Origin of the sequence: Nocardia barduliensis, from assembly GCF_013315795.1 — a bacterium.
Taxonomy (GTDB): domain Bacteria; phylum Actinomycetota; class Actinomycetes; order Mycobacteriales; family Mycobacteriaceae; genus Nocardia; species Nocardia barduliensis.
The window spans coordinates 30,975-48,726 of sequence record NZ_JABLTE010000060.1 but is presented as its reverse complement, the minus strand read 5'-3'; the positions used below and the strand labels follow the sequence as shown (position 1 = coordinate 48,726).

At 68.7% G+C, this 17,752-nt stretch carries 15 protein-coding genes; 9 read left to right on the top strand and 6 right to left on the bottom strand.

Features of this window, described 5'->3' with window-relative positions:
* The 8 genes from HOV91_RS24020 to HOV91_RS23985 all read left to right on the top strand — a co-directional run.
* Positions 1 to 1,025, top strand: a 1,025-nt coding sequence (locus tag HOV91_RS24020) for an outer membrane protein assembly factor BamB family protein (RefSeq protein WP_217441067.1), incomplete at its 5' end; no start/stop codon positions are given.
* A gap of 15 nt (positions 1,026 to 1,040) precedes the next feature.
* Positions 1,041 to 2,942: a protein kinase domain-containing protein gene (locus HOV91_RS24015; RefSeq protein ID WP_174187659.1), complete on the top strand. Its 1,902-nt coding sequence runs from the start codon at positions 1,041 to 1,043 to the stop codon at positions 2,940 to 2,942.
* A 51-nt stretch (positions 2,943 to 2,993) separates the two neighbouring features.
* Positions 2,994 to 3,659, top strand: a complete 666-nt coding sequence (locus HOV91_RS24010) for a class I SAM-dependent methyltransferase (protein WP_174187658.1) — start codon at positions 2,994 to 2,996, stop codon at positions 3,657 to 3,659.
* A gap of 464 nt (positions 3,660 to 4,123) precedes the next feature.
* Positions 4,124 to 5,125: an alpha/beta hydrolase gene (locus HOV91_RS24005; protein ID WP_174187657.1), complete on the top strand. Its 1,002-nt coding sequence runs from the start codon at positions 4,124 to 4,126 to the stop codon at positions 5,123 to 5,125.
* Positions 5,126 to 5,216: 91 nt separating this feature from the next.
* Complete coding sequence (locus HOV91_RS24000; RefSeq protein ID WP_217441066.1) at positions 5,217 to 6,386, top strand: DUF3089 domain-containing protein; 1,170 nt, start codon at positions 5,217 to 5,219, stop codon at positions 6,384 to 6,386.
* Between the two features lie 114 nt (positions 6,387 to 6,500).
* Entirely contained in the window at positions 6,501 to 7,337 is an 837-nt protein-coding gene (locus HOV91_RS23995; RefSeq protein WP_174187655.1) for an SDR family oxidoreductase, read from the top strand.
* A gap of 80 nt (positions 7,338 to 7,417) precedes the next feature.
* Entirely contained in the window at positions 7,418 to 8,467 is a 1,050-nt protein-coding gene (locus HOV91_RS23990) for a 3-oxoacyl-ACP synthase III family protein (RefSeq protein ID WP_174187654.1), read from the top strand.
* Positions 8,468 to 8,469: 2 nt separating this feature from the next.
* On the top strand, positions 8,470 to 9,408 hold the full coding sequence (locus HOV91_RS23985; RefSeq protein WP_174187653.1) for a beta-ketoacyl-[acyl-carrier-protein] synthase family protein: 939 nt from the start codon (positions 8,470 to 8,472) through the stop codon (positions 9,406 to 9,408).
* Between the two features lie 75 nt (positions 9,409 to 9,483).
* Here the strand turns inward: HOV91_RS23985 and HOV91_RS23980 are convergent, their stop codons facing one another.
* The 4 genes from HOV91_RS23980 to HOV91_RS23965 form a co-directional block, all read right to left on the bottom strand.
* Positions 9,484 to 10,026 (bottom strand): SLATT domain-containing protein, encoded by a 543-nt coding sequence (locus HOV91_RS23980; protein ID WP_174187652.1) that lies wholly within the window; start codon positions 10,024 to 10,026, stop codon positions 9,484 to 9,486.
* A 194-nt stretch (positions 10,027 to 10,220) separates the two neighbouring features.
* Positions 10,221 to 11,633: a hydroxysqualene dehydroxylase HpnE gene (hpnE, locus tag HOV91_RS23975; protein WP_174187651.1), complete on the bottom strand. Its 1,413-nt coding sequence runs from the start codon at positions 11,631 to 11,633 to the stop codon at positions 10,221 to 10,223.
* A 9-nt stretch (positions 11,634 to 11,642) separates the two neighbouring features.
* Positions 11,643 to 12,434 carry an oxygenase MpaB family protein gene (locus tag HOV91_RS23970; protein ID WP_312884745.1) on the bottom strand — a complete coding sequence of 264 codons (792 nt, stop codon included), beginning with the start codon at positions 12,432 to 12,434 and terminating at the stop codon, positions 11,643 to 11,645.
* Positions 12,431 to 13,339 (bottom strand): oxygenase MpaB family protein, encoded by a 909-nt coding sequence (locus HOV91_RS23965; protein ID WP_312884744.1) that lies wholly within the window; start codon positions 13,337 to 13,339, stop codon positions 12,431 to 12,433. The genes HOV91_RS23970 and HOV91_RS23965 overlap by 4 nt, the downstream gene beginning before the upstream one ends.
* Before the next feature lie 153 nt (positions 13,340 to 13,492).
* Between HOV91_RS23965 and HOV91_RS23960 the strand changes: the two genes are divergently transcribed.
* A complete protein-coding gene (locus HOV91_RS23960; RefSeq protein WP_174187650.1) occupies positions 13,493 to 15,139 on the top strand; it encodes an acyl-CoA synthetase in 1,647 nt (548 codons plus the stop codon).
* A gap of 117 nt (positions 15,140 to 15,256) precedes the next feature.
* Here HOV91_RS23960 and HOV91_RS23955 read toward each other — a convergent pair whose 3' ends face one another.
* Positions 15,257 to 16,165: an oxygenase MpaB family protein gene (locus HOV91_RS23955; RefSeq protein ID WP_174187649.1), complete on the bottom strand. Its 909-nt coding sequence runs from the start codon at positions 16,163 to 16,165 to the stop codon at positions 15,257 to 15,259.
* A 309-nt stretch (positions 16,166 to 16,474) separates the two neighbouring features.
* Positions 16,475 to 17,734 (bottom strand): TetR/AcrR family transcriptional regulator, encoded by a 1,260-nt coding sequence (locus HOV91_RS23950; RefSeq protein WP_312884743.1) that lies wholly within the window; start codon positions 17,732 to 17,734, stop codon positions 16,475 to 16,477.
* Between the last annotated feature and the right edge of the window lie 18 nt (positions 17,735 to 17,752).

Genomic DNA, 17,752 nt, shown 5'->3' with positions numbered 1-17,752 from the left:
GGGCGGCCATCGTGGCACGCACCGTGACCACCGGAACCACCCCGGGCGCGGCAACAGCCGAGTCCGGCCCACCGGCTGGAACGGTGTTGTGGAAGACCGACGTGGGCGCCGCCGACGATCCGGTCCGCACCGCGCCCGCGGTCGAGCAGGGCCGCGTCTTCGCGGGCAGTATCGACGGCAACGTCTACGCGCTGGACAGCACGACCGGCACGGTGCTGTGGAAAGCGGATATGGGCAGAGAACTCGTCCGGGCACCGGTGGTGCACGCGGGGACCGTGTTCGCCGCGGCGTTCAACCGGATCGGGGCATTCGACGCCGCGACGGGGCAGCGGCGCTGGCCCGACCTCGTCTCCGGCACGTTCCTCGGTGTCGGTAGCCAGCCGCCCGCCGTCTACGCGACTTCGGATTCGTTCGATGGCGTTGTCGCGCTCGATCCGGTCACCGGGCGAGCCCGGTGGACGGCGCTGACACAGCACTCCGCCTTCTCGAAGGACGAGGTCGCGACCGGACCGGACGTGATCGCGATCATCCTCGATTCCACGCTCTACGTGCTGGACCCGGTCACCGGAGCCGAACGGTGGCGCGCCGCCGCCGACAGCGCCGATCGGGCCGCGCTGGCGGGCTCCGTGGTGGTCCTGCTGGGCGCTTACGACGGTCTGGCCACCCGGAAACTGGATTCCGGGGCGCCGCTGTGGACCGCCCCGCGCACCACACAGAGCACCTACGCCGCCGCGGCCGAAGGAATCCTCTACGTCGGGGCCGAGTCCGGCAAGCTCTACGCGCTGGACTCCGCGAACGGCGACGTCCGCTGGCTGGCGCGGACCGAAGCGGCGGTGGCCGGTCCGGTCGCGATCCGCGGGGACACGCTGTACGGGGTGTGGGGCGACGGCGTGCACGCACTCGACGCGCGCACGGGCGCGTCGCACTGGAACGCGACCGTCGGTCGGGCCAAGAGCGCGGTGCGTCTGGCGGACCGAGCCTTGTTCGGTTACGCGGACCAGCACGTGTACGCCGTGGCGATCTAGCGGAACGGGACAGCAGTGCAACAGCTTCGAGACGGCGACCCGCGCGCGGTCGGTCGCTACTCCGTGCTCGCCCGCCTCGGCGCCGGTGCGGGCGGCACGGTCTTCCTGGCCCGCTCCCCCGGCGGCCGGTTGGTCGCGGTGAAGGTGATCCACCCGCATCTGACCCGGCAGCCGGAATTCCGGCGCCGGTTCGAGCGGGAAATCCAGGCGCTGCGGGCGGTCGGTGGATTCCATACCGCGGCGGTGATCGACGCGGGCTGGTCACGCACCACGGCGTGGCTGGCCACCGAGTACGTGCCCGCCCCGTCGTTGGAGCACCTGGTCACCACACACGGCCCGTTGCCGGTCGAGGTGGTGATCACCCTGGTCCGCGGCATCGCGGAAGCGCTGCGGGCGATTCACGTGGCCGGAGTGGTGCACCGGGACCTGAAACCGTCGAACGTGCTGGTCACCGCGGACGGCCCGAGGGTGATCGATTTCGGGGTCGCGGGCGCGGTCGGCACCGCGACGCTCACCGGTTCGGCGCTGGGCACTCCTGGATTCCTGGCCCCGGAGCAGGCCACTGGCGAATTCGCCGGTCCGGCCGCCGATCTCTACTCGCTCGGCGCGGTGCTGGTGTACGCGGCGACCGGGCGCGGGCCGTTCGGCGAGGCGGAGCCCGCGACGCTGCTGTATCGGGTGGTGCACGCCGAACCCGATCTCGACGCGGTACCGGACCCCCGGCTGCGGGCGCTCGCCGCCGCGTGCCTCGCGCGTGATCCGCTGCGGCGGCCGACCCCCGCCGGAGTGCTCGCGGCGTTGCCGGACCTCGATTTCCAGCTGCCGCCCGGCGCGGCCGAGCTCGTCGCGTCCTACGGACGTCCGCCCGACCTGCCTGCGCCGCCCGCGCGGGCCCGCCGGTGGCCCCTGGTGCTCGGCGCGGTCGCCGGTGCGCTGATCCTGGTGTCCGGCACGGCATTCGCCCTGCGGACCGGCCGCGACGGCGATCACGGCAGTACGACCGCCGCGCCCTCCACATCGCTCGCCGCGCCGGCGCCGTCGCCGGCACGAATACCCCTCGTACCCGCACTGACGCCCAAGGACATGGCGTTCTCCGCCGACGGGCGGCAACTGTTCGTCACCGGTTCGGACCGGGCAACGGTGATCGACACCGGCACCGGCACGATCGTGCGCACGACGTCCGTCGCGGGAGCGGACCATCTGGTGGTCGCTCCGGACGGCGCGCGGATCTACGCGTTCCGGTACAACGTCGACGTCGGCGTCTACGACGCGATCTCCGGCACGCGACTCGCCGCTATTCCGGCGACCGACGCGACCTTCGGCCTCCCCGCCCGCGACGGCTCCCGGATGTACATCCAGTACGGCGATGGCCTCGCCACGGTGGACACCGCGACCAACGCCCTTGTCGGCGCGCCCATTCCGGTTCGACGAGCGCCTGCCGCAGGTGCGATCACCCCGGACGGCACACGTCTGTACGCGGTGGAATTCAGTTTGATGACCGATCCGCAGAACCCGATCTCGGTGCTGGATCTGGCGACCGGCACGGTGTCGGCGACGATCGACGTCGGCGGCCGGGCCCGCGCGCTGGCGCTGTCGGCGGACGGGCGGCGCGCGGCGGTGATCAACTGGGCCGAAGGGCGTCTGTCGTTCATCGACACGACCACGAACACGGTGCTCCGGTCGATCGAGTTCGACCAGCGGGGCGCCGATGTCGCGCTGTCACCGGACGGCAGCCGCGCGTACGTCAGCAGCGAGACGGTCGCGACGGTGCTCGTCATCGACACGGCTGCCGGCACGGTCGTCGACCGGCTTCGCGTGGGCCGCGCTCCGGACAAGGTGTTGCTGTCGGGGGACGGCCGCCGCCTGTATGTGGCCTCCCGCGAGGAGAACGTCGTCACGGTCGTGCCGATCGGATAGCCGGACGCGTGAGGTTTCCGAGGACGGAGACCGTGCTGTGAGAATGAAGTAGTGCTGTCTCGACTCGACCGGTTCAACCAGCGACATCCGTGGAGCCACAACGATCACTACGGCCCTTGGGTCGTCGGCCGGGTGGCGGCGTCCGGAGCGCGGCATGTCCTCGATGTCGGTTGTGGCACAGGCAACCTCGTCGCCCGGCTGCGTCAGCGCGTCACCACCGTGACCGCGCTCGAACCCGACCCGGCGACCGTCCGCGTGGCGGCGGAGCGTTTCGCCGACGACCCGGCGGTGACCGTCGTGCACGCCGATTTCGCCGGGCGCGACCCACAGCGGCGCTGGGACGCGATCACCCTCGTCGCCGTCCTGCATCACCTGCCCCTTTCGCCGACCTTGCGCGAGTTGGGCGACTGTCTGACGCCGGGCGGCCGACTGGTGATCGTGGGCTGTCACCGCAGCGCCGGACCCCTCGACCTGCTCGCCGAGCTGCCCGCCCTGGTCGCCAATCCGGTGCTGGGACTGATCAAGCATCCGGCCCGCGCGGACGCGCCGCCCCCGCACATGACCGCGCCCACCGCCGACCCGAAGGAAACCTTGGCGGAGATCCGAGCCGCTGCCGCGCGGGAGCTGCCCGGCGCCCGGATCCGACGCCGCCTGTTCTGGCGATACACCCTGGTCTACGACGCCCCTGCCGAACGTAGCGCCGACTTCGCGAACTAGCGACGCGCGCCGGACTCGCGAGGGTGCACGGCCGGAGCGCCGCCACCTGGACGCCCAGGCTTGTCGCGTGCCTCGGATCGCGAGCCCCATCGCTCGTTCGAGGCGCGCCCACGGCGACACGCCGGACTCCCGAGCACCGCCGCAGGGCGGCTGTGCCGCCGTGGTTCGGGCTACCATCTGACGAGGTCGCTCACCGCGGTTCGCAGCAGGTGATCCGCATCGCGGCAAACGGATCGGCAACGGTCAGGCGCGTACCGACGCCAGTGAGCCGCCCGCACTCGCCCCCGGGGCCGGGTCCGGGTTCCCATGCCTGACTATGACGGCACTGCACGGCCGCCGCGACGCGACCTAGGATGATCCTCCGATCCGGGCGTAGCGGGCCGCGAGCGCGCAGGAAGCGAGTTGCCCTCGGCGACAACCTGATTCGAATACATCGGCGACTGAACAGAAAGAGAGCAGCAGGTATGCGGGTGGGCACGGCAGCGCGATCTGGAAAGCAGCGGATTGTTCGTGAGGGGCTGAGGAAGACCGGCGCTGCCCTGGTGACAGCCGTGCTCATCTCGTCGCCGGGTGCGGCCGTGGCTACCGCCGCGCCGATCCACGCGCCGATATCGCGCACACCGGCGGGCGGTCACACGGAGCTGTCCGTACCGTCCAGCATGGGGCCGATCAAGGTGCAGGTTCAGTGGGCCGCCCGCGGTGGAAGCGCGGCCCTCTATGTGCTCGACGGTCTGCGCGCACCGGCCGACCACAACCAGTGGACGACCGATACCGACGTCCTGCGCCAGTTCGCCGCGGACAACATCACATTGGTCTTCCCGGTCGGTGGACACTCGAGTTTCTACACCGACTGGTACCGGCCGAGCAGCACCAACGGTCAGAAGACCACCTACAAGTGGGAGACCTTCCTCACCCAGGAACTGCCCGCCTACCTGCAGCGGTACGGCGTGTCGCGCACCAACAACGCCGTCGTCGGCGCCTCCATGGGCGGCAACGCCGCCCTGACGCTGGCCGCCCACCATCGCAAACAGTTCAAGTTCGCCGGCTCCTTCTCCGGATTCCTGCACCCGACGTTTCCGCTCTGGAACGAAGCGATGCGCGCAGCCATGCGCGACGAGGGCAACTTCAACGTCGACGACATGTGGGGCCCCGCCGGGGACCCTGCCTGGAGCCGCAACGACGCCACCGTTCAGGCGGAGTTGCTGCGCGGACTGCCGATCTACGTCTCGACCGGCAACGGCCTGCCCGGTCCGCTCGATGTGCCGTACGGCGTCGGGAACACGGTCAACGCGATGGGGCTCGAGTCGATGACGACCGCTGCCGCCCAGATGTTCCGTGATCGCATCGCGGCGCTGGGGATCACCGCCCGCGTCGACATCGTCGACGGAACGCACACTTGGCCCTACTGGCAGCAAGCGCTCGCGACCGCGCGTCCGATGATCCTCGAAACGCTCGGCGCGCGCTGAGGTATTCATCGCTAGGCTGACGCCGTCGAAGGCGCCCGGACGGCCGTTCGCGGTGCGGCGAGGTCACGGTGTGGAACCAGTGAGGTGGCGGATGCGGAACAGTCGGTGGCGGCGAGCGGCGGCGGCCGTCGTATGCGGAGTCGGGCTGTGTGCGGGGTCGTCGGTGAGCGCGGTGGCGGACCCGATCGGTGACGCCGGTGTCGTGTGGTTGTGCAGGCCGGATCGAGCGGATGATCCGTGCCGAGGGAGCTCCGCGACGACGGTGCGGCAGGAGGGGCAGCCCGATGTGCGCGAGGAACCCGCGCGCACCGCGGATTCCGGAGTGGATTGCTTCTATGTCTACCCGACCGTGTCGTTGGAACCGACGCCCAATTCCGATACCGCGGTGACACCGGAGGTGCGGGCGGTCGCCGAACAACAGGCGGCTCGGTTTTCCCAGGTCTGTCAGGTGTTCGCACCGGTGTACCGGCAGCGGACCATTGCCGCGCTCGCGGCGGAGCGGGCCTATTCCCCCGAGCAGCGCGCCGAGATGGCGCGGATCGCATACGAAGACGTCCTGCGAGCATGGCGGCAGTTCCTCGCGGAGCGCGAGAGTGGACGGCCCGTCGTGCTGATCGGGCATTCGCAGGGTGCGCGCATGCTGCGCCAACTGATCCGAGAGGAGATCGAACCGCAGCAGGCGGTGCGGGACCGGATCCTGTCGGCGATCCTGCTCGGCGGGAATGTGGTGGTACCGAAGCACGCTGACGTCGGCGGCGACTTCCGGTATCTGCCCCTGTGCCGCAGTGAGCGGCAGACGCGGTGCGTGCTCGCCTGGCAAACCTTCGGCGTGACCCCGCCGCCGGACAGCCGATTCGGCCGCAACCCGATGACCCCGGAGCCGCTGCCGCGGCCGTACGGCCCGGACTACGAGATCGCCTGCACCAACCCGGCATCGCTGAGCGACAACGCGCCGCGCACCGCGGCAACCGTACTCCGCGCAGGCCCCGTGCCCAGTCCGCTCGGTGTCGAGATCGCGCTCCGACGCGGGCCGTCCTCCGTCGTCGCGCCGACCCCGTGGCTGGTCCCCGCCGAAAAGTACCGGATCCAGTGCGTGCGTGGCGGCGACGCGACCGCGCTGCTGGCGACCCCGGAACCGGGCAGCCCCGAGCTGTTCCCCGTGCCGGACGCGACATGGGGTCTGCACCTCACCGACGTGGAGATCGCCCTGGGCGATCTGGTTCGCATCGTGGCGTCCCAGCGCGGCGCCGCGCACCGCTGACCCGACGGGCCGCCGACGAGCCGCGGCCGGTGCGCGCATCCGAGCGGCGAAAATTCCGCACCGGTGGTCGTGTCAGCAATCTACGAGGAAACTTCTGTGGCAGGGTGGTCGGCTGTGCAGACAATCCTGATCACGGGGGCGACATCGGGTATCGGTCTCGAATCGGCTCAGCAGCTGGCGGCGCAGGGGCATCGGCTCGTCTTGACCGGACGCAATCCACACAAGCTCGCCGACGCGGCGCAGCTGGTCCGTTCCGCGGGGGCGGCGAGCGTGGACGCGCTGGAATGCGATCTCGCCTCGCAGTCGGCCGTGCGCCAGCTGGCGAAGGAGGTCCTGGCCAGGTATGACCGCCTGGATGTGCTGGCCAACAACGCCGGTGGCTATTACAAGACCCGAACCGAGACCGAGGACGGCATCGAGGCGACGTTCGCGGTCAACCATCTCGGCGGTTTCCTGCTGACCGAACTGCTCGTCGATCTGATGGTGCACAGCGCCCCGTCCCGCATCGTGTTCACCTCGTCGGTCATGCAATTCGGCGCCACCATGGATTTCACGGATCTTGGTTTCCGGCAGGGTTATTCGGGAGAGAAGGCCTACAGCCGCTCCAAATTGGCGAACGTCCTCTACGCCAGGGCGCTGGCGCGGCGCCTCGAAGGGACCGGAGTGACGGTCAATGCCTTCCACCCCGGTGCGGTGGCGACCGGAATCTGGGATTCGATGCCGTGGTTCGGGCGACCTTTCGCAGCGCTCGCCAAACGAGTGTTCATGATCTCCGCGGCGGAGGGCGGCCGGGCACTCACCTACCTGGCCACCGATCCCACCGTCGCCACGGTCAGTGGCTGCTACTTCCAGAACAACCGCGTCAAGACTCCGTCGCGTCCGGCGCAGGACGACGCGCTCGGACGGCAGCTGTGCGATGTCAGCGCGGCCCTGGTCGGGCTGACCGTGTAGCGAACCCCGCGATCGGCGACAGTGTCGTCGCCGAGCACACCACGACCTCCGTCGCCGACTGAAGCAGAAAGCAGGGGACCATGCTTCGTACGCGTTTCGAGTCGATCGGCTCGTACACACCCACGACCGTCCGCTCCACCGAGGATCTGATCGCCGGCCTGGCCGTGCCGAGGTCGCTGGATCTGGAGCGAATCACCGGAATCAGGAATCGGCGTGTCTACGACTCTGATCCGGACCGGTACGAATCGTCCTTCGAGCTGGCGTTGCGCGCGATCGAGGACTGTCTGCGGCATTCCGGCTACCGGGCCGACGAACTGGACATCGTCATCTCGGCCTCCATCACGCGCACTCGCGGTCCGGGAATATTCTGTTACGCACCGTCTTTCGCGCTCATGCTGGGGCGATCGATCGGTGCGAAGGCGGCTCGGCACTTCGACGTCTCGAACGCCTGCGCCGGGATGATGACCGGGGTGCTGGTGCTCGACCGCATGATCAAGGCCGGCGTGGTGCGCAACGGCCTGGTGGTCAGCGGGGAGCAGATCACGCCGATCGCCGAGACAGCGGTGCGCGAGATCAGCGAACCCTACGACCCGCAGTTCGCGGCGTTGACGGTCGGTGACGCGGCCGTCGCGGTCGTGCTCGACGGTCACGGCGACGACCACGACGAAATCCACTACGTGGAACTCATGACCGCGGCCGACGGCGCCGAGCACTGCATCGGAATGCCCAGTGACCGCACCGGCGGTATCGCGATGTACACCGACAACCGCGCCATGCAGAACGAGGCCCGTTACCAGCAGGCCATCAACCGCATGGCCGATTTCCTTACCGAGACCGGCCGCAGCTGGGAGAGCGAGAAATACGACTACTGGATCCATCACCAGTTCAGCGCCCCGGCCATCGAATTCATCTCGGACCTGACCGAACGCCACTTCGGCACGCCGATGCCACAGGCGCTCAACGTGCTGCACGACTACGGCAATACCGCCTCGACCTCGCACTTCCTGGTTCTGCACGAGCATCTGGCGCAGCAGCGAATCCCGAAAGGGTCGAAGATCCTGCTGATTCCGGCGGCGTCGGGCATCGTCTCCGGATATCTCGCGGCGACCATCTCGCGATTGGCGGCCTGAGGATGCCGACGACGATCGTCGCGGCCGCGACGAACTCCGACCCGGATACCGGTAGCTACTTCGAACTGGCCGCCCGCGCGGCACTGGCCTGCGTGCAGCGCTCCGGTGTCGACCTCGGCCGGATCGGCATGCTGGTCAACGCTGGAGTCTTCCGGGACGACAACATCTCCGAGCCCGCGGTGTCGGCGCTCATCCAGAAGCGGATCGGTCTCGGACTGACCTACGAAGCACAGCGTGCTCCCGCCTTCTCCTTCGACCTGATGCATGGGGCCACCGGGCTGCTGCATGCCCTCGTCACCGCCGAAGCGTTCCTGACCACCGGTAGCGTCCGGTACGCGTTGCTGGTCGCCGGCGACACCCACCCTTCCACCCGCCGCCACGTCGCCGATTTCCCGTACCGCGCGAGCGGCGCCGCGCTGCTGCTCGGAACTTCGCCCACCGCAGGCGGTTTCGGTCGGCTGCACGCCAGCGAGACGACCGGCCCCGTCGACCCCACCGCCTGGGTGGACCTGGCCGCTGCCGGCGCCGACGGCCGCAACGCCATGTGCGTTCGGGCGGGTGCGGAGGCCCCCGTCGATCTGGCGACCGCGGCCGTGCGCTCCTGTCTGGACGCCGAAGGGCTCGACAGCGGAGATTTCGCCGAGGGGAACGCGGTGCTCCTGGCTCCGGTCCAGGATCTCGGATTCCGCACCCGCTTGGCCGACTCCCTCGCCATCCCGTCGGCGTCGGTCACGAGTTTCGAGCCTTCGATCGGAGATCCCTACACCGCGGCCCCCGTCCACGCCTATCTGCACGCATTGGATGCGGGTCTGATCGACACCGCCCGCACGGTGATCTTCCTGGCCGCGGACGGGGCATCGGCCGCCTGCCTGGCCTATCGCCCGCGGTCGTCGTCACCGGCGCGGCAGAAAGCATCGGCCTCGCACGGGTATCGGCCGTGACGGACAGTCACCCGGCCCCACCGCGGCGATGCGCCGCCAGCCGCCGACGGTGGGGCACTACGCCACCGGCGACGTTCAGGCGTCCGCCTCGCGCGCGATGACCTCGTTGACGCGGTGGGAGAAATCTCTGAGCAGTGCCATGCGGCGGTCTATCTCCCCGTTGGAATTGGCGGGAGCTCGCGAGACGGAGGCCCATTCGAGCTGGAAGTCGCACAGCATCGCGTTGATCGACTGCGCGTTGCGGAGGTCGCGCGTCCACGCCGTCGAGATGCCGAAGAATCGATCGAATGCCGCGCAGGCGGCGGCGCAGGCGAGCAGTGCGTAACCCCAGCTCGGATTGACGGCGTGGACTCCGGCAGTGGTCAGCAGTGGCACCAGGATTCCGACCAGACCCAGCACGATCACCGCCGCCGTGAGGGCTAGGCTGGTCCGCCGCTTCATCTGTTTGTCCCGCGCGTACCAATCGCGTGCCTCTATGGCATACGTCTCGACACGTTGGAACAGCCGGGCAAGGGTCTCATCGGAACTCGACCAGTCGGCGGAACGGAGGTCCAGCGAAGGAGACACTCCGAGGTCCTGCGAGCGATCCCCGCCGATGGGCGATCGGTGCTCTGTCACGGCCGTACTGTAGCGCCCACCGGCCTCGAAGTTCATATCTCGAGCTGTTCCGCAGGTCGGCAGGCGACAGGGTGGACGTCGCGGGCTCTCGATCGGCTTCTCGCCGCGTGCGATGCGCTGCCGCAACAGGTTTCAGTCCGCCACGCGATCGCCGAAAGCGGGCCGTCGCCCGTGCCCGAGGCGGCACCGACCGCTCACGCCAGATATTCCTCGACCGCGGCGACGGCACGACGGGCGCTCTCCACGGCGGACTCCATGGTGGACGGCAGATCGGTCCGGGTCCAGTCGCCGGCGAGGAAGAGCCCGGGGACGGGTGTCGTCTGGCTCAGTCGCAACGACTCGAATCCCGGGGAGGCCGAGAACGTGGCCTGCGGCTGGTGGATCACTTTGGTCCGCAGGACCTGCGCGGATCGCGCCTCCGGATAGTGCTGGTGCAGGGATTCCATTGCCCTGCCGATGAATTCGTTGCCGGATAGATGGACGACATCCCAGGACGCGCTCACCGCGAGCGAGTAGCAGTACCCGTTCCGGCGATCGCCGTCGTGCATGCCGCTGGTGTCGAACACCCACTCGATAGTGGTGTCCCGCAGGTTCTCGGCCAGGCGGATCATGCGCAGCGGGCGGTCGAGCCAGACGTAGACGCTGGAGATCGGCGCGGGCTCGATCTTGCGCGCGGGATCGAAGAATTCGTGCTCACCGAGCACGCCGCGGTCCAGCAGTGTGGTCAGCGACCACGGCGGCAGCGTCAATATGGCAGCGGCACAGTCGATCCGGCTGCCGTCGGCCAACCGGATACCGGCCAGCCGGTCGTCGGCCAGTTCCACGTCGACCACCTGCGCTCCGGTCGATATCCGCGCACCACGGGAGCGCAGGAAACGCTCGGCCGGAGCGACGAACAGTTCGTGCAGACTCACCCGCGGCCACACCGCGTCGCCCGCACGGTGATTTCCGGCCAGCGCTCGACGCGCGATGAAGTGCAGTGCCTGCGCGAAGGTGAAAGCCGATACCCGATCGGGCTTCTCGTTCAGCAGTCCGATCACGAGCTGGTCCAAGGTCAGTTTCCGCAGCGAATCGGGTACGCCGATGTCGCGAAACCAGCGGTCGGCGGTCTTCGCGTCCAGGTCCGGTGACGGCTTCCAGGCCGCGGCGCCGATGCGCAGCCACGCCCGCACGGCGGCGGGGCGGTCCCGCCACGGGATCGGCGGCCAGGCCAACCAGGTCAGCCCGGCAGTGTTGCGCAAGACGGCAGGCAACCAGCGCGGCCCTCGGGTGGTGAGCAGCCGCCCCGGGCCGGTGCGGATCGCGAAAGGCGGGCCGTCCCAGCGCAGCAGGTCCCTGGTCCCGATGGTGCCGACGTACTCGAGCAGCGCGTCGTAACAGCCCGCGAACAGGTGCTGACCGTTGTCGACCATGCCCTCGACACCGGCCACGTCGAAGGAGAAAGTGCGACCGCCCAGCCGTCCCCGCTTCTCCAGCAAGCTGACCTGGTAGCCCCGCTCCGCCAACCGAACCGCGGCGGCCAGACCCGCCAGACCCGCTCCCACGACCGCGACGTGCCGCGTACGCGAAACGTCGTCAGCGAGAGACTGATACGTTTCTTCAGTCATTTCCTCATACTACGCGGCGGTGCGCGCGGTGTAGAGGTACTTCGCCCGACGAGGCGCCACGACCGCCGCCGCTGCGAGCGCCTTGGCGTAGAGCCACAATGCGTGCCGGTCCGCCCGGCGTCGCGGCACATCCAGCAGGTCCAGCGCTCGCGGGTGCTGTATCGCTCGCACGACGCGGTTCGGCAGCACCCGTGGTATCCACGCGTCCGGGCGCAACACCTGCGGCGCCAGTTGCAGCGCGGCTGGGCTCAGGCGCAGAGCCGTGCGGCACGTCTCGGCGAAATAGTCGCGGAACTCCGGCAGCGTGCGCGGCATATACCGCGCGGAGATGCCGTATCGGCCGTACCAGTCGACGCATTCGTCGTAGAGTCGCGCGCTTTCCGCGGGCCCGAGCGGACGAATGAACGTGTCGATCGCGAAGAACAGCGTGTCGACGTACGTCGCGTGCTGGAAGAAGAACACGTCCGGCCGAAGCGCGTGATAGCGGGCGCCGGAATCGTCGACACCCTGTACGTGCGCGTGTCCGGAGTGGATCAGCGATCGCAGGTCGCGGTCGGAGTACGCGATCTGCACCATCGCGTTGACGGTGCGCCGCTTGTGCAACCACAGCCGATAGGACACATGCTCGGTGAGCGCCGTCGCGATCGCAGGGTGCAGGATCTGCAAAGCTACCGCGCGGGGCAGCGCCAGCGCGAAGCGACGGTCACCGAGATACTTCCGCAACAACGCTCCCGGCACGTCCGGACCGCCCGTGTCACCGACGGCGCGCGCGCTGCCCGCAGCACCCAGTTGTGTTCTCACACCAACGTTTTCCCGAGTTCGCGCCGCCTGCGCATATCCTGGAGATAGGTTTCGAACGGATACAAACGCCAGCGTTCCGGCAGCACGCGCAACACCAGCCCGATCGAACGCATCGTCCGCTCGAACACGCGCTGCCGGCGTGGGCTCCACCGCAACCCCAGCTCCGCACGAAACTGTTGCGGCAGAAAGCCGGTGGTGAAGAACCGGTTCACCCGGCGAAACAACACCCGCTCGATTCGCCGGTAGGGCCCCAGATCGACCACTTGGTCGAGCAGATACGCCCGCACTTCGTCGTCCACCGCCAGGTCGGACAGCTTCGCGTCCCAATATTCGGCGAATGCCGCCCGATCGCGCGGCCACAGCTCCGGCCGCATCTGCAACGTCGTCCCGAATCGACTGGCCTCGCGGTACAGCTCGTCGGCCAGATCGTCGTCCACGGGGCCGTACAGGAAGGTCAGCGAATCGAGAGTGCCGCGGTAGAGGCACGCGGCGACCCACAATTGCAGTTCCGGATCGAAGGCGTTGTACTTCACCGGACTGTCGGGGCCGGACCGCACATGACGGTGCGACGTGTTGACCGCCGCCCGATAGGCCGCGCGGTCTTCCTCGGTGCCCAGCATCGCCACCGCCAGATAGGTCAGGGTCGTGCGGCCGCGTTTGCGCGGATGCAGGGTGAAGCGACCGCTGTCGACCGTGCTCTCGACCACGCCGCGACCGACCGGAGGCAAGCTCAGCTGCATGATCACATTGGCCGGGCCGCCCAGCAGCGCCGCGGGCCCCGCCATGTAGCGGCGTCGGCGGGCGGGGTCCACTTCGGACGTGGCCGGCAGCGGTGCCGACGGTTCAGGACGAGACATGCCGCACTCCAGCGAGATATTGATATAAATTACACTGCATTCTCTCATCACCGCGCCCCGTCGGCAACCCCGAAATGCCTGCTCCACCGGCTCCGGTCGGCCAAATATGTGAACGGCTATTCTTCCTATGCGATAGGCTGCGTCGAGCCGGCGAGTGCGGGCCGCGCCGCGCTCGCCGATCGGCTCGACTGGAGGTGTTCGATGACGACATTGCGATCGCCGGTCGCCGCGGTCAGGTCGGTGACCGACCTGCTCTCCGCGGCCGCCGTACTGGCCAAGCGCGGGATGTTCGATCCCGCGCACCCCGGTGAGCTGCTCCGGGTGATGCGCGACGCTTCCGTGTACGGGCCGTTCGTCACGACACTCGCGCATGCCACACGCCGCCACGGGCACGCGCCCGCGATCATCGACGAACGCGGATCGCTCACCTTTCAGCAACTCGACGAGCAGTCCAATGCCTTGACCCGCGGGCTCGCCGCCGCCGGAATCGGACCCGGCACCGTGCTCGCCGCGCTCTGCCGCGACCATCGCGGACTGGTGCTGACCCTGCTGGCAGCCGGAAAACTGGGCGCCCGGCTGGTGCTGATGAACACCGGGTTCGCCAAGCCACAGTTCGCCGCGGTCGCCGAGCGGGAGAAGGTCGGCGCGATTCTGCTCGACAGCGAGTTCGTCGAGCTCCTCGGCGCGATTCCGGCGACGGTACCGCGATTCCTCACCTGGGTGGACGACACCGACGCCATCGGTGACGACACACCGACGACGGAGTCGCTGATCACGGCCAACTCGACCGCCGCGCTGCCCGCGCCGAACCGCCCCGGCAGCATCGTCATTCTGACCAGCGGCACGACCGGCACCCCGAAAGGCGCGCCGCGAGACAAGGTCTCGCCGCTGCAATCGGCGCAGTTCCTGCACCGCGTACCGATGCCGCGCGACGACACCGTCGTGATGGCGGCGCCCATCTTCCACGGCACCGGGCTGTCGCAGTTCGCGCTCGGCTGGGCGCTGGGCAACAAAGTGGTCTTCCAGCAGCGCAAGTTCGATCCCCGCCACACTCTCGCGAACGTCGCGCGGCACCGCGCGGCGACGCTGGTCGTCGTGCCGACGATGCTGCAGCGCATTCTCGACCTCGGCCCCGGTGTACTGACGCAGTACGACACGACATCGTTGAAGGTGATCTTCACCGCGGGCGCACCGGTCTCGCCGGATCTCAGCAGACGCACCGCCGATGCCTTCGGTGACGTGCTCTACAACCTCTACGCCTCCACCGAGGTCGCGGTGGCCGCCGTGGCCACCCCGCAGGACATGCGTATCGCACCGGGGACGGTCGGCCGACCCCCCGTGGGTTGCCGGGTCGCGATCTACGACGCGCAACGCAACAGGATCACCACTCCCGGCGAGGTCGGCACGATCTTCGTCTCCAGCGGCCTGAGCTTCTCCGGCTACACCGACGGCCGGAACAAGGAGATGGTCGACGGACTGCTCTCCAGCGGCGACGTCGGCCATTTCGACGCCGAGGGCCGCTTGTTCATCGACGGACGCGACGACGACATGATCATCTCCGGCGGCGAGAACGTCTACCCGCTGGAGGTGGAGAACCTGCTGGTCGAGCGCCCCGACGTCCTGGAAGCCGCGGTGGTCGGCGTCGATGACCGCGACTTCGGGAAACGGCTGCGCGCGTTCGTCGTGCCCGCCGAGGACGCCGAGTGTGACCCACAGGAGATCAAGGACTACGTCAGAGCCAACCTCGCCCGCCACAAGGTGCCGCGCGAGGTCGTCTTCGTCGACGAGCTGCCCCGCAACGCCACCGGCAAGCTGCTGCGTCGCGCACTGGAGGAGAGCGGCGCTTAGCCTCGGCGGCCGGGCATATGTTATCCGCCATTCTCCGATGAAGAAGGCGGCGGCCGCTCCGAGCCCCGCCGACGTCGGCACGATCACCGACGTCCGCGGGGCTCGCGAACCCCTCGCCTAGATCAAGTTCTTCTGCTTGCGGATCCGGCGGCGCAGATCGACCATCAGCCCGTGCGATCCGCCGTGACGCACGAAGCGGGGGATGAAGCGGTTGACGAACGACACGAACACGAACAGGTTCTCGAAGCGCCGCTGGTCGGCGGCCGTCCACTCGACCCGGAGTTGTTCGCGGAAGATGGGGGCCAGAAACCCGATGGTGAGGAACTTCAGCAGGTTCCGGAAGGGCAGCCGCAGGTACCAGTGGATCATGCGCAGCTCGAGCAGGTTCCCGAGGTAGTCGCGCACGTAGTCGTCGAGCGCGACCTGTTCGCACGCGGAGTTCCAGTACTCGTCGAACTCCGCCCGGGTCGCCGGCCACATGTCCTCGGTGACCTGCAAGGTCGTGCCCAGGGTGGAGGACGAGGCATAGAAGGCTTCGGCCTGCTCGTCGTTCATCCTGCCGTGCAACAGCTGATAGGTGTCTTCGAAACCGATGTACAGGCAGGCGGCCACCCACAATTGGAGGTTGCGGTCGAACGCGTTGTACTTCACCGGCGCCCCCGGCGCCGAATGCACCTGCCGGTGCGCCACGTTCACCGCTTCCCGGTATGCCGCGCGCTCTTCGTCGGTGCCGAGGATGGCGACCGCGAGGTATTGCGTCGTGGTCCGCGCCCGTTTCCACGGATGCTTCATCAGCGATCCCGATTCCACCTTGCTCTCGGCCACGCCGTAGCCGACACCCGGCCGCGCCATCTGCATGACGACGTTCGCCGCGGCCCCGGCGAAGGACCAGAAGTCCAGCGCGTCGGTGAGCTCGAGAGGCCGCTTGGTGAACGGCCGATGCGTCACGCTGATGCCGATCCGGGTGCGGTCCTTGGTGAGCGGCACATTGTGGCCGCGATCGGGTTGATGAGCGACTGCGGTCATCGGGATTTCCTTCCATCTGCGTTCACACGCCGCGCGAGCAGGCGAATCGGTCGCGTCGACGCCGACCGGACGCGGCCGATCACGGTGACGTCCCGCTCCTACCCCCGCTGCCCATTCGCGGTGACATCGGCGCGCGTCGGACTCTCCTGCGTTCGATGACCAGGATGGTCACCTGACCATATGTTAGTGACTATTCTCGCTTCTGCATAGAGCTTTGCGGCCGAGTAGACGTCCATATCGTGGCAGTTCATCAGACAATCAACAGATATGTAGGTGACTATTCCTCCGCCACACGCAGCGGATGGGCGCTCACTCCCGCACGACGGGCGGCCGTGCGGCCGTCTCGAACAAGGCGGCCTCCATCAGGCGGATCACGACATCCTGCGGACAGCCGCGCCGACCGCCCTCCAGCGCTCTGCCGAGGTCAACCACCAAGCCGAACGCGGCGTGCACGAGGATGCGCGCCTGCGCTTCGGAGAGCTCGGAGCGCACCGCGACCAGCAATTTCACCCATTCGGCCACGGAGAGCCGCTGGATGTTGCGCAGGACGACCCGGTCTTCGGCCGGGATATGGGAGAACTCCGTGTAATAGACGAACGTCAGTTCCCGCTCCGCGAAGGACCCGGCCACGTAGAGAGCGATCAATTCGGTCAGCGCCTCGCCCGGGGTGGCCGAGGTCGCGATAGCGGGACCGATGGCGTCGGCGACGCGGTCGGCCGCACGACGGAAAGCCGCGGTCAACAGATCGCTCTTGCTGCGGTAGTAGCGATAGACCGCCGACGCGGCGGTCACATCCGCCGCGGCCGCGATGTCTTCGACGCTGACGTTCGGATATCCCCGTTCGTGGAACAGCTCCACGGCTTTCGTCAAGAGCAGTTGATGCTTGAACGGCGTCGGCGCCTCCAGCGCAGGCGCCGCGGCGGGAGGCTGCTCGACGAAAGCCGGCAGCTGCGCGTGCACCGCCGTCCAGCACGCGGAAGTCAGCAGCGCGGCAAGGGATTTCGTCGGCAGCGCGGCGTGATGGTCACCGATGCTGCTGACCACGCTGAGCACCGCCACCGCCCGGACGAATCTGTCCTGCTTGGTCGACCCCGGGCGCACGGCGTCGATCAGCCGACCCAGCGCGGCGAGCGAGGCCGCGAACTGACCGGTGAGCGTCTTGCCGTCTTCCTCGTCCAGGTAGCGACCTTCCCAGCGCGCCAAGGTGACGGTCGGGCGGTTGGCGAGGGCCTGGGCGACGAGCGCGTCGATGACGTGCCGCAGCCGAGCGGCGGCGCTCCAGCTTCCAGCCTGCGGCGGAAGCGTGGCGGCCTCGACGGTGAGCTGCCCCAAGCGCAGCAGCTCTTCCCGGAACAGCGCGTACTTGCTGGGGTAGTGGCGATACAGCGCCGCGGAGCTGATGCCGACCTTGGCCGCGATCTCCTCCATGCTCACGCCGTGGTAGCCGAGGGCCCCGAACGCGGCCGCGGACGTCGCCGCGATCTGCGCCTTCCGGTCGCGCGGGCGGCGGCGCACCACCCGCTCCGGGCCGGGGTCGACGGGTTCGGTCCCGGCGCTGTTTCGCCGCACTCCCCTGCGCACGCTGCC

Coding starts and splice junctions, on each gene's coding strand:
- HOV91_RS23985 (WP_174187653.1), top strand. CDS start 8,470: ATGCCGACGACGATCGTCGCGGCCGCGACGAACTCCGACCCGGATACC.
- HOV91_RS24005 (WP_174187657.1), top strand. CDS start 4,124: ATGCGGGTGGGCACGGCAGCGCGATCTGGAAAGCAGCGGATTGTTCGT.
- HOV91_RS23960 (WP_174187650.1), top strand. CDS start 13,493: ATGACGACATTGCGATCGCCGGTCGCCGCGGTCAGGTCGGTGACCGAC.
- HOV91_RS23965 (WP_312884744.1), bottom strand. CDS start 13,339: ATGAGAGAATGCAGTGTAATTTATATCAATATCTCGCTGGAGTGCGGC.
- HOV91_RS24000 (WP_217441066.1), top strand. CDS start 5,217: ATGCGGAACAGTCGGTGGCGGCGAGCGGCGGCGGCCGTCGTATGCGGA.
- HOV91_RS23990 (WP_174187654.1), top strand. CDS start 7,418: ATGCTTCGTACGCGTTTCGAGTCGATCGGCTCGTACACACCCACGACC.
- hpnE (WP_174187651.1), bottom strand. CDS start 11,633: ATGACTGAAGAAACGTATCAGTCTCTCGCTGACGACGTTTCGCGTACG.
- HOV91_RS23955 (WP_174187649.1), bottom strand. CDS start 16,165: ATGACCGCAGTCGCTCATCAACCCGATCGCGGCCACAATGTGCCGCTC.